Annotated in this window: 13 protein-coding genes; 4 read left to right on the top strand and 9 right to left on the bottom strand. The window is 71.2% G+C overall.

The features are described 5' to 3' along the window. Positions 1-85 precede the first annotated feature (85 nt). From DEU35_RS15375 to DEU35_RS15365, 3 genes are read right to left on the bottom strand one after another with little or no spacing between them, the layout of a single operon-like run. On the bottom strand, positions 86-1,234 hold the full coding sequence (locus DEU35_RS15375; protein ID WP_116240009.1) for an Mrp/NBP35 family ATP-binding protein: 1,149 nt from the start codon (positions 1,232-1,234) through the stop codon (positions 86-88). After that, the gene (locus DEU35_RS15370; RefSeq protein ID WP_103210891.1) at positions 1,231-1,758 is read right to left on the bottom strand and encodes a DUF1003 domain-containing protein; all 528 of its coding nucleotides are present in this window, start codon (positions 1,756-1,758) and stop codon (positions 1,231-1,233) included. Before DEU35_RS15370 ends, DEU35_RS15375 begins: the two co-directional genes overlap by 4 nt. Further along, the gene (locus DEU35_RS15365) at positions 1,758-3,077 is read right to left on the bottom strand and encodes a magnesium transporter MgtE N-terminal domain-containing protein (protein ID WP_103210890.1); all 1,320 of its coding nucleotides are present in this window, start codon (positions 3,075-3,077) and stop codon (positions 1,758-1,760) included. The genes DEU35_RS15370 and DEU35_RS15365 overlap by 1 nt, the downstream gene beginning before the upstream one ends. Before the next feature lie 71 nt (positions 3,078-3,148). On the opposite strand from DEU35_RS15365, the gene DEU35_RS17490 reads away from it, so the two are divergent. Both DEU35_RS17490 and DEU35_RS15355 read left to right on the top strand, forming a co-directional pair. Continuing rightward, entirely contained in the window at positions 3,149-3,895 is a 747-nt protein-coding gene (locus tag DEU35_RS17490) for a general stress protein (RefSeq protein WP_258873579.1), read from the top strand. Next, positions 3,892-4,560 (top strand): alpha/beta family hydrolase, encoded by a 669-nt coding sequence (locus tag DEU35_RS15355; protein ID WP_258873578.1) that lies wholly within the window; start codon positions 3,892-3,894, stop codon positions 4,558-4,560. The genes DEU35_RS17490 and DEU35_RS15355 overlap by 4 nt, the downstream gene beginning before the upstream one ends. Before the next feature lie 165 nt (positions 4,561-4,725). Here DEU35_RS15355 and DEU35_RS15350 read toward each other — a convergent pair whose 3' ends face one another. The 3 genes from DEU35_RS15350 to DEU35_RS15340 all read right to left on the bottom strand — a co-directional run bounded on the left by DEU35_RS15350 (position 4,726) and on the right by DEU35_RS15340 (position 9,223). Then, entirely contained in the window at positions 4,726-6,501 is a 1,776-nt protein-coding gene (locus DEU35_RS15350; protein WP_116240080.1) for a gamma-glutamyltransferase family protein, read from the bottom strand. Further along, positions 6,498-7,961: an aminopeptidase P family protein gene (locus DEU35_RS15345; RefSeq protein ID WP_116240008.1), complete on the bottom strand. Its 1,464-nt coding sequence runs from the start codon at positions 7,959-7,961 to the stop codon at positions 6,498-6,500. Before DEU35_RS15345 ends, DEU35_RS15350 begins: the two co-directional genes overlap by 4 nt. A gap of 230 nt (positions 7,962-8,191) precedes the next feature. After that, on the bottom strand, positions 8,192-9,223 hold the full coding sequence (locus DEU35_RS15340; protein ID WP_103210887.1) for an endonuclease/exonuclease/phosphatase family protein: 1,032 nt from the start codon (positions 9,221-9,223) through the stop codon (positions 8,192-8,194). A gap of 87 nt (positions 9,224-9,310) precedes the next feature. On the opposite strand from DEU35_RS15340, the gene DEU35_RS15335 reads away from it, so the two are divergent. Continuing rightward, positions 9,311-10,171: a PHP domain-containing protein gene (locus DEU35_RS15335; protein WP_258873577.1), complete on the top strand. Its 861-nt coding sequence runs from the start codon at positions 9,311-9,313 to the stop codon at positions 10,169-10,171. 616 nt (positions 10,172-10,787) lie between these two features. Here DEU35_RS15335 and DEU35_RS15330 read toward each other — a convergent pair. Further along, a complete protein-coding gene (locus DEU35_RS15330) occupies positions 10,788-12,242 on the bottom strand; it encodes a DEAD/DEAH box helicase (protein WP_103210885.1) in 1,455 nt (484 codons plus the stop codon). Between the two features lie 150 nt (positions 12,243-12,392). Between DEU35_RS15330 and DEU35_RS15325 the strand changes: the two genes are divergently transcribed. Further along, positions 12,393-13,109 carry a ferritin-like fold-containing protein gene (locus DEU35_RS15325; RefSeq protein WP_116240006.1) on the top strand — a complete coding sequence of 239 codons (717 nt, stop codon included), beginning with the start codon at positions 12,393-12,395 and terminating at the stop codon, positions 13,107-13,109. A 109-nt stretch (positions 13,110-13,218) separates the two neighbouring features. Here DEU35_RS15325 and DEU35_RS15320 read toward each other — a convergent pair whose 3' ends face one another. Next, positions 13,219-13,506, bottom strand: coding sequence for a hypothetical protein (locus DEU35_RS15320; protein ID WP_103210883.1), 288 nt, complete (start codon positions 13,504-13,506; stop codon positions 13,219-13,221). Between the two features lie 12 nt (positions 13,507-13,518). Then, a complete protein-coding gene (locus DEU35_RS15315; RefSeq protein ID WP_103210882.1) occupies positions 13,519-13,743 on the bottom strand; it encodes a DUF3107 domain-containing protein in 225 nt (74 codons plus the stop codon). Between the last annotated feature and the right edge of the window lie 37 nt (positions 13,744-13,780).

Genomic DNA, 13,780 nt, shown 5'->3' with positions numbered 1-13,780 from the left:
GGGATGTCACCGGAACAGGCCGATTCGGCGCGAATCGCCCTATTCTCGCGGCGGCGCCCTGTTCTCGTGACGGGAGCTGCTCGGGTCAGACGCCGAGTCGCAGCGGCTTGCCTGCCAGGCCACGCGGACGAACGGCCAGGGCCGATGCCGCCGCGTCGATCGCGCGCGCGGCCGGGTCGTCGGGGTGCGACAGCACCACCGGGCGCCCATCGTCTCCGCCGGCACGCAGGGCGGGACTGAGCGGCACGGATGCCAGCAACGGCACGTCTGCATCGGCGCTCGAGAGAGCGCGGGCCACCTCGGCGCCGCCGCCGGCACCGAACAGATCGAGCACCGTGCCGTCGGGGAGTGTCATCGCGGCCATGTTCTCGATCACCCCGATGGGGCGCTGGCCGGTCTGACGAGCGACCAGGCCGGAGCGCACGGCCACTTCGGCGGCCGCGGCCTGCGGGGTCGTCACGACCAGCACGTCGGCGTGGGGGAGAAGCTGGCCCACCGAGATGGCCACGTCTCCGGTACCCGGTGGCATGTCGAGCAGCAGGACGTCGAGATCGCCGAAGAACACGTCGGTGAGGAACTGCTGCACGGTGCGGTGCAGCATCGGTCCGCGCCACGCGACAGCGCCCGCCGCATCTTCTCCGGGCCGGCGCAGGAACATGCCGATCGAGATGACCTTCACCCCGTACGCCACCGGCGGCAGGATCAGGTCGTCGAGCTTGGTGGGGGCGGGCGGCAGGCCGTCGGCGTCGACGAGCCCGAGCAGCCCGGGGATCGAGAAGCCGTGCACGTCGGCGTCGATCAGCCCGACGCGCAGCCCCTTCGCCGCGAGGGCCACGGCGAGGTTCGCGGTGACGGTGGACTTGCCCACGCCGCCCTTGCCGCTGGTGACGGCGATCACGCGCGTCAGCGAATCCGGCCCGAACGGCATCTCGCGCTTCGCGCGTCCGCCGCGCAGCTTCGCGGTGAGCGCCTTCCGTTCGTCGGGCGACATCACGCCGACCCGTATCTCGACCGCCTCGATGCCCGCGACCGAGGCCGCGGCATCCCGGACGTCTCTCTCGATGCGATCCGCGGCGGGGCAGCCGACGATCGTCAGGGCGATGCCGACCTCGGCGGTCGTGCCCGAGACGGCGATGTCGCGCACCATGTCGAGCTCGCCCAGCGGACGCCGCAGTTCCGGATCGGTGACGGCGGCGACCGCTGCGCGAACGCTCCCGGTGAGGGCGTCGCTCACGAGGCGGGCCGAGGAGCGTCGTCGTGCTCGTCGAGGCGCTCGAGGGCGGCCTTGAGCTCGGCCCGCAGCGTGTCCTTCGTGATGACCTCGTCGGTCAGGTCACGCACCGCCATGCGCAGCGCCACGATCTCACGGGCGAGGTACTCGGTGTCGGCGAGGTTGCGCTCGGCGCGCTGCCGGTCCTGCTCGATCTGCACGCGGTCGCGGTCGTCCTGTCGGTTCTGCGCCAGCAGGATCAGCGGGGCGGCATACGAGGCCTGCAGCGAGAGCACGAGTGTCAGCGCGGTGAAGCCGATCGCTGCGGAGTCGAAACGCAACTCGTCGGGCGCGATCGAGTTCCAGCCCATCCACACCACGCAGAACAGCGTCAACGACAGCAGGAAGGTGGGCGTCCCCATCGCGCGGGCGACCCACTCGGTGAACCGTCCGAAGCGGTCACGCGAGGGCTGCGGAGCGCGGGGGGCCAGGACGCCGGTGCGGCCGCGCGGGGCGTCGAGAGCGGGCTTGCGGTTGGTGCGTGCCATCAGCGCCTCCTCGGGGTCTGCGGGGTGATCTGGGGGATGCTCGAGGTCGCGGTGGACCTCGTGGTCGTCCGGGGTCTCGGATCGTCGCTGTCGTGCGTGCGCCAGTCGTCGGGCAGCAGGTAGTCGAGCACGTCGTCGACGCTCACGCAGCCGACGAGGCGGTGCGCCTGATCGACCACGGGGAGCGACACGAGGTTGTAGCTCGCGAGCAGGCGCGCGACTTCGGCCGCAGTGGCGTCGGCGGTGACCGGCTCCAGCGTGTCGTCGATGATCGCCCCCAGGCGCTCGTGCGGCGGGTACCGCAGCATGCGCTGGAAGTGCACCGTCCCGAGCAGCCGCCCGGTGGGCGTCTCGTACGGGGGCAGGGTGATGAAGACGGATGCCGCGAGGGCGGGGTGCAGCTCGTGCCGGCGGATGAGGGCCAGGGCCTCGGCCACCGTCGCGTCGGCCGAGAGCACGATGGGCTCCGGCGTCATGAGACCACCGGCGGTGTCGGGGCCGTACTGCAGGAGGGCGCGGACGTCGTCGGCCTCCTCCGGTTCCATCAGGTCGAGCAGCTGCTCGGAGCGCGACTCCGGAAGCTGACCGAGGAGGTCGGCCGCGTCGTCGGGCTCCATGGCATCCAGGATGTCGGCGGCGCGCTCATCGCCCAGCTGTTCGAGGATGTGAACCTGCTCGTCTTCGGGCATCTCTTCGAGGGCGTCGGCCAGTCGGTCGTCGCTGAGTTCCTCGGCGACCTCGATGAGTCGCTCCTCGGGAAGGTCGAGCAGCGTGTTGGCGAGGTCGGCCGGCTTGAGCTCGGAGTAGGTCGCGACCAGCTGCTCGGCGGACTGCGCCTCGCCGGGCGTCTGGTTCTCGCGCACCTCGCCCCAGGCCGCGAAGGTCGTCGCGCCCTTGGCGAAGGGCGACGCGCTCGTGCGCGGGCGTCGGAGGAACAGCTGCCCCACGTCCCATTCGCCGAGCCGGTTGCGCTCGATCGCGACGTCTTCGATCACGGCAGTGCCGGAACCGTCGACCAGGCTGACGCGGCGGCCGAGCATCTCGGCCATCACACGCACTTCGCCACCACGTTGCTGGAAACGGCGCACGTTGATGAGGCCGGTCGTGATGACCTGACCGGCCTGTATGGAGGTGACGCGTCCGATGGACACGAACACATGTCGTCGTCCGGGAATCTCGACGACGAGCCCCACGACGCGCGGTGCGGCGGAGGCGCGGTAGATCACCACGACGTCGCGCACCTTACCCAGACGGTCTCCCGCCGGGTCGAACACCGTGCAGCCCGCCAGGCGGGCGACGAATACCCTTTGCGTGCTCACTGGTCCAGCGTAGTCCGCGCCTCCTATGCAACGCCGGTGGAACGGTCAGGCGCGCATGACAGGATGGTGAAATGAGTATGTTCGCGCAGCGTCCGGGTGCCGGTCGCGACGAGGTCGGCGAGAAGATCGCCTCGTTCCCGACCTACGAGCAGGCGCAGAAAGCCGTGTCCTCGTTGATCGCCGGAGAAGTGCCTGCGCGCGACATCGCGATCGTGGGCTCGGGTCTGCGATCGATCGAACGCATCACCGGCAGGCTCGGGTACGCCACGGCGGCCCGCTCGGGGGCGCTGAACGGCCTCATGCTGGGACTGTTGTTCGCCTTCATCTTCGTGCTCGGGATGCCGACCGTGCAGATCTCCGCCTTCATCGGTGTCTTGCTGGTCGGTATGGCGCTGGGCATGATCCTCAGCATCGGCACCTATTCGATCGTGCGTCGCCGCCGCGACTTCGCCTCGGTCATGCAGGTCGCCGCCGACCACTACGACGTGTGCGTCGCGGCCCCGAGCGTCCACAAGGCCCGCGGGATCGTCGGGCCCTCGGCCGTCGGCGGAGGCGCCGTCGTCTCGCGTCCGATGGCATCTGACACTGCTCCTCCGCAGTACGGAGAGCGCGTCGCTCCGGGCACCGCCGCACCGGTCGCTCCGCCGCGTCCGCCCGCCCCGACCCAGGCTCCCTCCCCGCGCGACGACGAGCCGCCGCGGTACGGCGAGCGGATCGCGCCCCCGTCCGAGCGCACCGCTGGGGACCGACAAAACGCAGAGCGCCCCGCCGACGCTCGAGACGGCTCCGACGAGCACCCCGCCCCGACCGAGCGGTGAGCGCCGAGGCCGTCCGCATCGCCGTCGCGCTGCCGACGGGCGGCACCGAGGTATCGGGGCTGTGGTCCGCGGCCCCCGACTCTTCGGCGACCGTCGCTCTGGCGCACGGCGCGGGTGCCGGCATGGAGCATCCGTTCCTGGCCGGTCTGACCGATGCGCTCGTCGCCGAGGGCATCTCCGTCCTGCGCTTCGTGTTCCCGTATGTCGAGGCGGGCCGGCGCATGCCCGGGCCCGCGACGCACGCCGTCGCCACCTGGGCGGGCGTGCAGGCCTGGCTCGCCTCGGCCGCCCCCGGCCGCTACGTCGCCGCGGGCAAGTCGTACGGCGGGCGCATGGCATCCGTCGCCACCTCCGAGGGTGTGATCGCTCCCGCCCGGCTGGTCTACCTCGGCTACCCCCTGCACCCGCCCGGGCGGCCCGACAAACCGCGCCGCGAGCACCTGTCGGCGATCTCGGTGCCGCAGCTGTTCGTCGAGGGCGAGAACGACCCGTTCATCGATCCGCGGGACCAGTTCGACGAGGTGATTGCGTCATGTCGCAACGCCCAGGTGCACTGGATCGCGGGCGGCAACCACTCTTTCGAGGTGAAAGGCGCCCGCCGCCCCGCCGATGAGATCGGCGCCGGTCTGGCGCCCGTCGTCGCGGACTTCGCGCGCGGGGCCTGATCGGCGCAGCCCGGCGGATGCCCCCGCCGTCGGGTCGAAACCATTCCTCGGTCGGTGCGTGTCGCGCGTGAATCCCGCCCCGCTCGGGACAGACGAGGACCTCGCTTCTGCGGCGGCCGTCCGCTTGCGCGACCGGTCACGTGTCGGCGGGCACGGCACGGGGGCTCAGCGCCCGGCTGCATACCCCTGCGCGCCCCGCGGATTCGCGGCGGCCCACAGCAGTCCTTCGGCGTCTCGGCCGACCGCGCTCACTCGGCCCAACGCCCAGTCCCCGGCCCGGCGCACGCGGTGCCCGCGCCGCTCGAGCTCGGCGATCAGATCGTCGCCCAAGCGGTCTTCGACCACCGCACCCGCCGGTGACCACGTGCGCGGCCAGAACGAGTCGACGAGCGCCGTCGTGTGCAAGGTCGGGGCGTCGATCGCCTGCTGCGGGGAGTAGCCGCCGACGAGCATCCGTACAAGCACCGGCAGTTGCCACTGGTCCTGCTGATCGCCGCCGGGGGAGCCGATCGCGATGACCTCGTCGCCGCGGGTCAGCAGCGTCGGGGTGAGCGTGGTCCGCGGACGACGACCGGGGACGAGGGATGCCGGGTGCCCCGGCTCCAGCCACACCATCTGCAGTCGCGTGCCCAGGCAGAACCCGAGCTCGGGGATCGTGGGAGAGGACTGCAGCCAACCGCCGGACGGGGTGGCCGAGATCGCATTGCCCCACCGGTCGATCACATCGAGGTGGCACGTGTCGCCGCGGGTCTGGCCCGAGCGATCGACCGTCGGCTCGCCGGTCGAGCCCGAGGCCACGGCGTGCGTCGTCCGCAGAGCCGGCAGGACCGGTTCGCGACCATCGGGGGAGCCGGGGCGCAGATCGAGCGACGCGTCGGCACCGAGGAGCGCGCGTCGGGCCGCGATGTACTCGTCGGTCAACAGGGCCTCGACCGAAACGGCGTCGTCGGTGTCGCCGAACCACGCGTCGCGGTCGGCATAGGCGAGCTTCTGCGCCTCGAGCAACAGGTGGGCGCCGTCCGCCGACCCGGGGTCGACGTCGTCGGCGTCCTCGATCAGTCGAAGCGTCTGCAGCAGCGCCGGGCCCTGCGACCACGCTCCCGCCTTGAAAACGTCCCACCCGCGGAACGACACCGACACGGCGGGCTCGAACGTCGCCCGCCACGACGCCAGGTCTTCGGCATCGAGGATGCCGGGATGATCGCGACCGTCCGCGTGCCGGTGCGGCTCCCGGAGGAAGGTCGCCGCCCGGGGGAGCACCTCGGTCATCCAGTGCTCGCGCGCGGCGTCGATGCGCGACTCCCGATCGATGGCGCCGGTCCCCGCGGCCGTGAGCGAGTCGAGCACGTCGGCCCAGGCCGGATTGCGGACCACCGTGTCGGGCGCGGGCGGCTCGCCGGTCGGCATCCATCGGTCTTTCGACGAGGACCAGTGCGCGCGGAACAGATCGGCGACCCGGCCGATCGTGGCGGCCGCTCCCGCGACCAGCGGATGGCCGTCTCGCGCGTAGCGCGTCGCGAAGGCGAGGACGTCGCCGAGCTCCCACGTCCCGTGATCGCGCAGCAGCAGCAGCCACGCGTCGACACCCCCGGGCACCGTCGCAGCGAGGCCGCCGGCGCCCGGGACGAGGTCGAGCCCGCGTCCGTGGAAATGCTCCAGGGTGGCCGCGGCGGGTGCCGGCCCCTGACCCATCAGGACGGACGGCTCGGACGCACCGGCCGGGCGCACGAGCGCGACGAGATCGCCCCCGGGGCCGTTCAGGTGCGGCTCGACGACGTGCAGCACGAAGCCCGCCGCGCACGCGGCGTCGAACGCGTTGCCGCCGCGTTCGAGCACCGCCTGTGCGGTGGCCGTCGCCGTCCAGTGGGTCGACGCCGACATCCCGAAGGTGCCGCGCAGCGTCGGCCGGGTGGTGAAGGATGCCGGCGGCGTGAACGTCATCGCGACAGCCGGGCGATCCACTCCTCGACCTCGTCCGCCGTGCGGGGGATACCCGCCGACAGGTTGACCGGGCCATCGGCCGTCATGACGATGTCGTCCTCGATGCGCGCGCCGATACCGCGGTACTCCTCGGGAACGGTGAGGTCGTCGATCTGGAAGTACAGACCCGGCTCGATCGTGAACACCATGCCCGGCTCGAGCAGACCGTCGTAGTACATGTCGCGGCGGGCCTGAGCGCAGTCGTGGACGTCGATGCCGAGGTGGTGGCTCGTGCCGTGCACCATGTAGCGGCGGTGCTGACCGCCCTTGTCGGCGTCCAGTGCTTCTTCGGCCGTCACGGGGAGCAGACCCCACTCGGCGACCCGCGCGGCGATGACCTCCATCGCGGCTTCGTGCAGACGACGGAAGGGGACGCCGACCTTCGCGGCGGCGAACGAGGCGTCGGCGGCCTCGCGGACCGTCTCGTAGATACGGCGCTGGATGTCGGTGAACGTCCCCGAGACCGGCAGCGTACGGGTGATATCGGCGGTGTAGAGGCTGTCGACCTCGACGCCGGCGTCGACGAGGATCAGGTCGCCGGGCGTGACGGCGCCGTCGTTGCGCGTCCAGTGCAGGTAGCAGGCGTGCGGCCCCGAGGCGGCGATGGTGTCGTAGCCGACGCTGTTGCCGTCGGAGCGCGCGCGCTGGTGGAACACGCCCTCGACCACGCGCTCCCCGCGCGGGTGCTCGATGATGCGGGGGAGCTCGGCGACGATGTCGTCGAACCCGCGGCCGGTGACCTCGACGGCCAGCGCCAGCTCGGCGAGCTCGTACTCGTCCTTGATCAGACGCAGCTCGGAGACGAAACGGGTGACCTCGTCGTCCACGTCGACCGTGAGGTCGTGGTCACCGGGCTGGAAGTCCGAGAGGTGTGCGGTGGCGAGATCCAGGTCGGCGGCGACGCCGTCGAGGGCGGGGCGGGGGCCGATCCAGAATTCGCCGACCGTGGCGTCCGAGTAGAACTCCGCCGTCGTGCGATCGGCCCGTTCGCGGAAGTACAGCACGGCCTCGTGACCCTCGTCGCGCGGCTCGAAGACGAGCACGGCGTCGGGTTCGGCGTCGCGCCCCCAACCGGTGAGGTGCGCGAAGGCGGAATGCGCGCGGAAGGGATAGTCGGTGTCGTTGCTGCGCTGCTTCAGACCACCGGCGGGCACGACGACGCGCCGACCGGGGAACGCCTCCGACACGCGGGCGCGGCGACGCGCGGCCCAGGCGGCCTGCTCGCGCGGCTGGGGGAGCTCGGCGGGGTGCTCGGCCCAGCCGGTCGAGATCGTTTCGAGGAAGCCGCGGGGGAACGGGGCCTTCCGATTGCTGGGGGCGTCGAGTTCGACCGCGTCGGACTGCGGCTCCGCAGTCGGCGAGTCGGCAATCTGGCGGTCGGCGGTCGTCGCGGTCGTGTCGCTGGTGGAGGGGGCGTCCATCGTTCCAGTCTCGCACCGTCGGGCGCCGCGCGCACGACGGTCGGTTCGGCACGAGGCCGCAGGCGGTGGGTGGGTGGACCGGGCGCGGGGGAATGGCGCGGCGTCGTCCCTGTCGGCGCGCCGGGGTGCCGGCATCCGGTCGACGATCCGGAGCGCGGCACGCGACCGTCGGCTGTCGGCCGGAGAAGCGGCATCCAGTCGGGCTTCGGGAGCGCTGCAGGTGCGCCCGGTCAGCCGCCCGTGCGTTCGAGCTGCACGACGATCGGGCGGTGATCGCTGCCCGAGCCGTCGAGGGTGCGCATGACGACAGACGCCGAGACCGTCCAGTCAGGGGTCGCCATGACGTGGTCGATCGGCGCGCCCAGCAGCGCGGGAGCGTTCGTGGGCCAGGTGCCTACGCCGCCGTTGCCGCTTTCGGATGCCGCGTCGTGGCAGCGCCCCAGCGTGCCGCCGTCGACCCCCATCCCGGTCATGTGATCCAGGGTCGCATTGAAGTCGCCCGCGAGGATCACGTTGTCTGTCGCGCACTGGTCGGCCAGCCACTGCAGGTCGCTGCGCCACTGCGTCATGTACTCCTCGCGCGGGGCGACCGCGTGGGCGGCGACGATGATCGGGCCGTCGCCCGACACGGGCATGGCCACGGCGCTCGGGACGGTCGAGGTGTTGCTCGAGCCGTCGAGCGAAGACTGGATGACGGAGTATTCGCCCAGTTCGGGCTTGATGAGCACGGTGGTCGAGGTGGCATCCCACCCGGTGATGCCGTACTCGCCGTACTCCGCGTGATGCGCCCACATCGGCTGGCCCATGTCGCGCATGAGCTCGGCGACCTCGGCACCCGTCTCGATCGTGGTCTCGGGGAGGGTCACGACGTCGGCCTGCATTCCCACCGCGAATTGCGCGATCGACTCGGCAGAGGTGGCCGAACCCGCGGTGTTCCACGTCATGATGCGCAGGCTCGACGCCGTCTTCGCGGGCAGATCCTCGGAGCCCAGGCCGCGCTGCGCGAGCAGCGAGACATTGGCTCCGCCGGCGAGACCGAACACGATCGCGAGGACGAAGGCGAGGGCACGGATCGGACGGATCAGCGCGAAGAGCAGCATGAGCAGGGCCGCGGCCACGAAGGCGGCCGCCAGCGGCGCGCGGAACGAGATGATCTGCGCCAGGGGGAACGTGCGCTCGATGCCGAACGCCGAAGGCCACGTGAGCACCGCGGCACCCGCCGCGAAGGCGAGCGCGACCAGGAGACCGACCAGACGACGCACGCACCCGACGATAGGGGAGACGTCTGAGAGATCCACGGATGCCGCATGGGCGCCGCCTCTGCGAATGCGGGACGATACGCTCGACGGGTGCAGCGTGAACGGCGATTCGAGGGTCCGAGCGACCTGCACCTGCACTCCTCGCACTCCGACGGTACGGAGCCGCCCGCGCAGGTCATGGCGGCAGCCCACCGCCACGGGCTGCACACCGCGGCCCTGACCGACCACGACACCACGTCGGGTTGGGCTGAGGCCGCCGAGGCCGCGACCTCTCTGGGGATGACGTTCGTCCCCGGAATGGAACTGTCGGCCCGGCATCGGTGGCGCAGCGTCCATCTGCTGGCCTACCTCGTCGACCCCGACGACACAGATCTCCGGTCGATGACCGACCGCATCCGCTCCTCGCGGCTGGACCGCGCGCAGATCATGGCCGAGCGTATCTCGCACGACTACGACATCGCCTGGGACGACATCGTGGCCCAGACCACCGACGGCGCGACCGTGGGGCGACCGCACATCGCCGACGCCCTCGTCGCGCGCGGCATCGTCGCCGATCGGACCGAGGCCTTCGCCGGCATCCTGCACCCCTCCGGCGACTACTACGTGGCGCTGTACGCGCCCGACCCCGTGACGGCGGTCGAACTCGTCGTGGCGGCGGGCGGCGTGCCGATCATCGCTCACCCTGCGGGACGATCTCTGCTTCCCGACAGTGTGCTGCACGCGATGCTCGACGCGGGCCTTGCGGGCTTCGAACTCGCTCACCGCGAGAACCTCCCCGAGCCCACGGCTCTGCTCGCCGATCTCGCCACCGACCGCGACCTGATCGTCACCGGCTCGAGCGACTATCACGGCCTCGGAAAACCGAACGTCCCGGGCGAGAACACGACGGACGACGACATGGTGGAGCGCATCTTCACCCGCGGACGCGGGACGTCGCCGGTCTTCCCGTAGGTGGCTGCCCCGCGGAGTGTGGGATGCCCGGGCGCGGATGGGTGCGCGCCGCGTGGGGACGGCCGGCCGCCGCGTGGGGCGAGGCCGGCGTCGTGTGGCGCGACCGTCGTCGTCTGCCGACGGGCGCGCGTTGGGCGGCGCGGGCGGGCGGGGCGTGGTGGGCCGCGCATAAACGCTGTTGGCGCCGATAAACGCGAGGAGCGCGTGTTTATGCGCGTGGATCGCGTTTATGGAGCGCGGCTCTGGGGGGAGGGCGGACGGCGGGGCGTTCGGCGTGGGCCACGGCCGGTGCGGGAGCGGGACGGGGTGATGGTGGGCCACGCATAAACGCTGTTGGCGCCTGTAAACGCGGGGAGCGCGTGTTTATGCGCGTGGATCGCGTTTATGCGTGGGTGCAGAGACTGCGCGGCGGCACCGCGCTTCGCTGTGCTGGTCGGCGCCGCGCGCTGGGCTGTGCCGGACCGCACCGAGTGAACGACGCCGGATGCCGTCGCCGTGTGATGCCGGGTCCTGACGATCCCGCATGCCGTCGTCGCGTGATGCCGACGATGCCGCTATCTCCGCGAACGGCGCCGACCCCCGTGCGGGGATCGGCGCCGTCTCCACGGAAGGCGCGTCAGGCGACGGGGGCCGTCGGCGTTCCCGAGCTTCCGCTGCCGCGACGACGACGGCGGCGACGGGGCGCCGCATTGCCGTCGTGGTGCTCCTTGCCGGCGCCGTCGTGCGTGCCGGCGCCACCCTCTTCGCGCGGGGCGGCCTCACCGGCGGGGGCAGCGCCCTCAGCCGACGACGACCCGCCGCGGCGGCGACGACGCGGACCGCGGGTGCCCTCGGCATCCGGGCCCTCGCTCTTCTTCTCGGCGCGGGGCGCGACGGCTTTGGGAGCCGTCACCAGACGACCCTTCGTGCCCTCGGGGATGTTCAGGTCGGTGTAGAGGTGCGGGCTCGACGAGTAGGTTTCCGTGGGTTCGGGCTGCCCGAACTCGAGGGCGCGGTTGATGAGCGCCCACTTGTGCAGGTCGTCCCAGTCGACGAAGGTCACCGCGATGCCGGTCTTGCCGGCGCGGCCGGTGCGTCCTGCGCGGTGCAGGTAAGTCTTCTCGTCGTCGGGGATCGTGTGGTTGATCACGTGGGTGACGTCGTTGACGTCGATGCCGCGGGCGGCGACGTCGGTGGCGATCAGCACGTCCTTCTTGCCGGCCTTGAACGCGGCCATCGAGCGCTCTCGCGCCTCCTGGCTCATGTCGCCGTGGACGGCGGCGGCGTTGAAGCCGCGGTCGCCGAGCTCGTCGACGAGCTTCTGGGCGGCGCGCTTGGTGCGGGTGAAGATGACGGCCTTCTCGCGACCCTCCGACTGGAGGATGCGGGCGATGACCTCGTCCTTGTCGAGCGAGTGCGCGCGGTAGACGAGGTGCTTGATGTTCGCCTGCGTGAGGCCCTCGTCGGGGTCGTTGGCGCGCATGTGGATGGGGTTCGACATGAAGCGGCGGGCCAGCGCGACGATCGGGCCGGGCATGGTCGCCGAGAAGAGCTGTGTGTGACGCACCGGCGGGACCTTCGAGAAGATCTTTTCGATGTCGGCGAGGAAGCCGAGGTCGAGCATCTTGTCGGCCTCGTCGAGCACGACCTCGGTCGCGTTCGACAGGTCGAGCAGGCGCTGATTGGCGAGGTCGATGAGGCGTCCGGGGGTTCCGACGACGATCTGCGCGCCGGCCTTGAGCTGGTCGATCTGGCCCTCGTACGCCTTGCCGCCGTAGATGGCGACGACGCTGGTGGGGCGGTTCGAGGTCAGCATGTCCATGTCTTCGTAGACCTGCACAGCGAGCTCGCGGGTGGGGACCACGATGAGGGCCTTCACGCCGGGCTCGGGGTTGGGGCCGAGACGCTGGACGACGGGGATGCCAAAGCCGAAGGTCTTTCCGGTACCCGTCTTGGCCTGGCCGATGATGTCCTGGCCGGGGAGGCCGAGGGGGATCGTCTGCTCCTGGATGGGGAAGGCGTCGATGATGCCCTTCGTCGCGAGGGCATCGACGATGTCCTGGTCGACGCCGAGATCGGCGAAAGTCGTCATGGTGCGTGCCTGTTCCGGCGGCGAGAGACCGCCTGGGGGAGTCGTATCCACGCCTCACTCGTCCACAGGCGCGGGGTCCCGATCCATCGCCGGGACTCGTCCACTCTACCCGGCGTGTTTCCGAAGCCCCCGACGCCTAGGCTGTCGTACGTGTTCGAGTGGTTCCGTCGCCGACAGCGCCCGGTGGGTCGTACGCTCCAGTTGCGCTCGCGCGGAGACCTCGGTGAGGCCATGCGCGTCGATTTCGCCGAGCTCGCCCCCGACGTCGAGACGTTCCTCGGTCAAGCCGCGTACCTGCAGCTCGGGTTCTTCGAGACGCTCAGCGAGCTGATCGCCCTGACACCCGAGCTCGCCGAGAAGGAGTCGCTCTCGCGCGCGGCGGGAGCGGCATTGATCAAGCACCAGGAGCTCGTCGCCCTGATCCGCGAGCGCGGGGCCGACCCGACGCAGCTCATGCTGCCGTTCCGCGAGTCGCTCGACGCCTTCCGCCGCAACACGCACGGCGTGCGCCCGCAGGAGACGATGCTCACCGTGCACATCACGGCGGGACTCCTTGACGACTTCTACCTCGCGCTCTCGTCGAGCTATGGCGACACCGGTCGCCGGGTGGCGCGCATCCTGCAGGCCGACGACGACCGTCAGGCGATCGTCGACATCCTCGGGGCCACGATCGAGAGCGACGAGGAGTGGCGCTGGCTGCTCGCTCTCTGGGGCCGCCGTCTCGTCGGCGACACCCTGCTCGTCGCGCGTGCGGCACTGCGCCACGGCCACCTCGATCGCGCCGACGAGGCCAAGGTCGAGCCGGTCTTCAGCGAACTGATGGGCGCTCACTCCAGGCGCATGGATGCCATGGGGCTCGCCGCGTAGCGAGCGTCATGGTCGCGCGGGTGATCGAGTCCCGTCGAGGAGAGCCCGCGAACCTGCGGGCGAGATCGCGGACGTCGGGTGACGGCATCCGGCGATCTGTCGAGATCGATCAGACGCCCAGGCGCACCCGGTCGGCTTCGTCGCGCGCCAGACGTGACCGGGTGAGCAGTGACGCGAGGGCGAAGGTCGTGACGGCCGGGGCGAGGACGGCGACGATCCACAGGATCGGCGAGTCCGCTCCGAGACCGACCCAGGTGAGCGCGGTCCAGACGACGGCGGCCGCGGCCGCCCCCGCCAGAGGGGCGAGCGCGACACCGCGGAGGTGACGGTGCGGCAGCGCGAAATGCGCAACCAGGCCGATGACCGCGCCGATGACGAGTCCGAGCAGAATCTGCACGGGTCGGCCGTGTCAGGCGACGAAGCCGACGCGACGCGACTCTTCGGTGCCGAGTTCGACGAACGCGAGGTTGGCGGTCGGGACGAGGTAGGAGTTGCCCTTCACATCGGTGAACGAGACATGGCTGGCGGCGTTGTCGAGCGCAGCGGCGACAGCCGACTTGACGGCGTCCGAGCTCTCGTTCGTCTCGAAGTTCAGCTCGCGGCCGGTGTTGGTGATTCCGATGCGGATCTCCACGATGCGTCCTTTCCCCGCGGGCCGCGGTCGGCCCGGC

Source organism: Microbacterium sp. AG157 (genome assembly GCF_003385695.1).
In the GTDB taxonomy this organism is placed as follows: Bacteria; Actinomycetota; Actinomycetes; order Actinomycetales; family Microbacteriaceae; genus Microbacterium; species Microbacterium testaceum.
Note: the sequence above shows the minus strand (reverse complement) of the source record. Positions and strands in the feature narration are given on the sequence as shown.

Coding starts and splice junctions, on each gene's coding strand:
- DEU35_RS15370 (WP_103210891.1), bottom strand. CDS start 1,758: ATGGCACGCACCAACCGCAAGCCCGCTCTCGACGCCCCGCGCGGCCGC.
- DEU35_RS17490 (WP_258873579.1), top strand. CDS start 3,149: ATGAGTATGTTCGCGCAGCGTCCGGGTGCCGGTCGCGACGAGGTCGGC.
- DEU35_RS15350 (WP_116240080.1), bottom strand. CDS start 6,501: ATGACGTTCACGCCGCCGGCATCCTTCACCACCCGGCCGACGCTGCGC.
- DEU35_RS15345 (WP_116240008.1), bottom strand. CDS start 7,961: ATGGACGCCCCCTCCACCAGCGACACGACCGCGACGACCGCCGACCGC.
- DEU35_RS15330 (WP_103210885.1), bottom strand. CDS start 12,242: ATGACGACTTTCGCCGATCTCGGCGTCGACCAGGACATCGTCGATGCC.